General features: G+C 72.5%; 3 protein-coding genes. All 3 read left to right on the top strand.

All coding sequences use genetic code 11. The annotated features are described in order from the left end of the window. The coding region (locus SSQG_RS21845; protein ID WP_039933367.1) for an FAD-binding protein at positions 1-1,118 on the top strand (1,118 nt) is incomplete at its 5' end. A 5-nt stretch (positions 1,119-1,123) separates the two neighbouring features. Then, positions 1,124-2,098, top strand: a complete 975-nt coding sequence (gene nadC / locus SSQG_RS21850; protein WP_039935326.1) for a carboxylating nicotinate-nucleotide diphosphorylase — start codon at positions 1,124-1,126, stop codon at positions 2,096-2,098. Between the two features lie 17 nt (positions 2,099-2,115). After that, a complete protein-coding gene (locus SSQG_RS21855) occupies positions 2,116-2,913 on the top strand; it encodes a type III pantothenate kinase (RefSeq protein WP_003992012.1) in 798 nt (265 codons plus the stop codon). The last annotated feature ends 188 nt before the right edge of the window (positions 2,914-3,101 follow it).

Consider the following 3,101-nt stretch of genomic DNA (forward strand, 5'->3'; position numbering starts at 1 on the left):
CCGTCCACGCCCCCGCGGTGGTCCTCGCGACCGGCGGCATGGGCCAGGTCTTCTCGGCGACCACCAACCCGTCCGTCTCCACGGGCGACGGCGTGGCCCTGGCACTGCGCGCGGGCGCCGAGGTGAGCGACCTGGAGTTCGTCCAGTTCCACCCGACGGTCCTCTTCCTGGGCCAGGACGCGGAGGGCCAGCAGCCCCTGGTCTCCGAGGCGGTACGCGGCGAGGGCGCCCACCTGGTCGACGCCGACGGCGTGCGCTTCATGCTCGGCCGGCACGAACTGGCCGAACTCGCGCCCCGGGACATCGTCGCCAAGGCCATCCTGCGCCGCATGCAGGAGCGGGACGCCGAGCACATGTATCTCGACGCCCGGCACTTCGGCGCCGACATGTGGGAACACCGCTTCCCGACGATCCTCGCCGCCTGCCGCGCCCACGGCATCGACCCGGTCACCGAGCCGATCCCGGTCGCCCCGGCAGCCCACTACGCCTCCGGCGGCGTCCGTACCGACTCCCACGGCCGGACGACCGTCCCGGGCCTGTACGCGTGCGGCGAGGTCGCCTGCACCGGCGTCCACGGCGCCAACCGCCTGGCCTCCAACTCCCTCCTCGAAGGTCTGGTCTACGCCGAGCGCATCGCGGCCGACATCGCGGCGAGCGGCTTCCACGCGCGCGTGCCGCAGCCCCTCCCGCACCCGGAGACCCCCGAGCACCCCCTGCAGACCCCGGAGGCCCGCTTCACGATCCAGCGGATCATGACGAACGGGGCCGGCGTCCTGCGCTCGGAGGAGTCCCTCGCGAAGGCCGCCGACCGGCTCCAGCAGCTGCACACCGACGCCCGCGACGCCCTCGCCGAGAACGGCAAGACCTCCGAGCCCGGCGTCGACACCTGGGAGGCCACCAACCTCCTGTGCGTCGCCCGCGTCCTGGTCGCCGCCGCCCGGCTGCGCGAGGAGACCCGGGGCTGCCACTGGCGCGAGGACCGCCCCGAGCGCGACGACACCGACTGGCGGCGCCACATCGTCGTACGCCTGAATCCCGACCGCTCGCTGGCCGTGCACACCACGGACACCACAGACTTCCCTACGACCTTCCCGCCCCAGGCCCCCCAGGAGCAGTGACCGACGTGAGCACCCCCGATCTTCCCCTCGCCCCGTCCGGAGGCTGCGGCGACGGCTGCGCCTGCGGCGCGGACGAAGAGGCGTACCTCGAGTGCGGCCTGGACCCCGCACTCGCCCAGCTCCTGGCCGACGCCGGCCTCGACCCCGTCGAGGTCGAGGACATCGCCAACGTGGCCCTCCAGGAGGACTTGGCGGGCGGCGTGGACGTGACCACAGTCGCGACGATCCCCGAGGACGCGGTCGCCACCGCCGACTTCACCGCCCGCGAGACCGGCGTCGTGGCCGGCCTCCGCGTCGCCGAAGCCGTCATCTCGGTCGTCTGCGAGGAGGAGCTCGAGATCGAGCGCCACGCGGAGGACGGCGACCGCGTCGAGGCGGGCCAGAAGCTCCTCTCGGTCACCACCCGCACCCGCGACCTCCTCACGGCCGAACGCAGCGCGCTCAACATCCTGTGCCGCCTGTCCGGCATCGCCACGGCCACGCGCGCGTGGGCGGACGTCCTGGACGGCACGAAGACCAGGGTCCGAGACACCCGCAAGACCACACCGGGCCTCCGCTCCCTCGAGAAATACGCGGTCCGCTGCGGCGGTGGCGTCAACCACCGCATGTCCCTCTCGGACGCGGCCCTCGTCAAGGACAACCACGTGGTCGCCGCCGGCGGTGTCGCCCAGGCCTTCAAGGCGGTGCGCGAACGCTTCCCCGACGTCCCCATCGAGGTCGAGGTCGACACCCTGCACCAGCTCCGCGAGGTCCTGGACGCCGGCGCCGACCTGATCCTCCTGGACAACTTCACGCCGGGCGAGTGCGGGGAGGCCGTCGCGATCGTCCAGGGCCGCGCCGCCCTGGAGGCCTCGGGCCGCCTCACCGTCGACAACGCCAAGGCCTACGCGGACACGGGCGTCGACTACCTGGCCGTCGGAGCCCTCACCCACTCCTCGCCGGTCCTGGACATCGGCCTCGATCTCCGGCCGGCGGAGTAGGGGAGCGGGTACCGGCCATGCTGCTGACGATCGACGTAGGCAACACCCACACCGTCCTGGGCCTGTTCGACGGCGAGGAGATCGTCGAACACTGGCGCATCTCCACGGACGCCCGCCGCACCGCCGACGAGCTGGCGGTGCTCCTCCAGGGGCTGATGGGCATGCACCCGCTCCTGGGCGACGAACTGGGCGACGGCATCGACGGCATCGCCATCTGCGCGACCGTCCCCTCGGTCCTGCACGAGCTCCGCGAGGTGACGCGCCGCTACTACGGCGACGTCCCCGCGGTCCTCGTCGAACCGGGCGTCAAGACGGGCGTCCCGATCCTCACCGACAATCCCAAGGAGGTCGGCGCGGACCGCATCATCAACGCGGTCGCGGCCGTTGAGCTCTACGGCGGCCCGGCCGTCGTCGTCGACTTCGGCACGGCGACGACGTTCGACGCGGTCAGCGCACGCGGCGAGTACGTCGGCGGGGTCATCGCCCCCGGCATCGAGATCTCCGTCGAGGCCCTCGGCGTCCGAGGAGCCCAGCTCCGCAAGATCGAGGTGGCCCGGCCCCGCAGCGTCATCGGCAAGAACACGGTCGAGGCGATGCAGTCGGGCATCATCTACGGTTTCGCCGGCCAGGTCGACGGGGTCGTCAACCGCATGGTCCGCGAGCTGGCCGACGATCCCGACGACGTCACGGTCATCGCGACCGGGGGACTGGCGCCGATGGTTCTGGGCGAGTCGTCGGTCATCGACGAGCACGAGCCGTGGCTCACGCTGATCGGATTGCGACTGGTGTACGAACGGAACGTGTCCCGTATGTGAGCGGGCACTCGGCGTTGGTGCCGAGGCCGGGGGTGTTTGCGCAGCCCGGCGGCGCGGGGTGCCGCTGCGCCCACCCGTGCCGCCCCAAGCGGCACGACTGCCCGCAGCTAGGTACGTGCGCAAGGGGCCGTGTCGGGGGGTGTTCGCCCGCAGTGGGCGGCGCGTGTGACGCCAGTCAGCCGGTAGGT

It is taken from the genome of Streptomyces viridochromogenes DSM 40736, assembly GCF_000158955.1.
GTDB classification, from domain to species: domain Bacteria; phylum Actinomycetota; class Actinomycetes; order Streptomycetales; family Streptomycetaceae; genus Streptomyces; species Streptomyces venetus.